This is a genomic window from Fibrivirga algicola (assembly GCF_011742925.1).
GTDB lineage: Bacteria > Bacteroidota > Bacteroidia > Cytophagales > Spirosomataceae > Fibrella > Fibrella algicola.
This window is the reverse complement of sequence record NZ_WAEL01000039.1, coordinates 1-430: the sequence shown is the minus strand read 5'-3', so window position 1 is coordinate 430 and position 430 is coordinate 1. Positions and strand designations below refer to the sequence as shown.

1 protein-coding gene is annotated in these 430 nt (G+C 61.6%); it reads left to right on the top strand.

Annotation, left to right across the window (positions count from 1 at the left end; genetic code table 11):
- A partial coding sequence (locus F7231_RS27105) for an Ig-like domain-containing protein (protein ID WP_445451895.1) occupies positions 1-430 on the top strand: 430 nt, incomplete at both ends.

Sequence of the window (430 nt, the reverse complement as noted above, 5' to 3'; positions counted from 1 at the left end):
CGATCAAGTGATCTGCTTCGGTACAACAGCGACCCTCAGCGCCACGGCGGCGGGCGGAACAGGCCTGACCTACACCTGGCTGCCAGCTGGTACCGGGTCAACGGCGTCGGTAACGGTGTCGCCAACCCTGTCGACGCTCTACACGGTGATTGTGACGAATAGCGACGGTTGCTCTACTACGGCTACCGCTACAGTGACGGTGAACCCGGCTACGTCGGCGACCATCGGCATTGCACCTAGCCAGACCATCTGCGAAGGCAACACGGTTGTGCTGACGGCGGCCGGCACCGGTGGCGCTTCGTACAACTACCTCTGGTCGACAAACGCGACGTCGCAGGCCATCTCTGTATCGCCAACGACTACGACGGTTTACTCCGTAACGGTAAGCAACGCAGACACGGGTTGCCCAGCGGTGGCCACAACGACCATC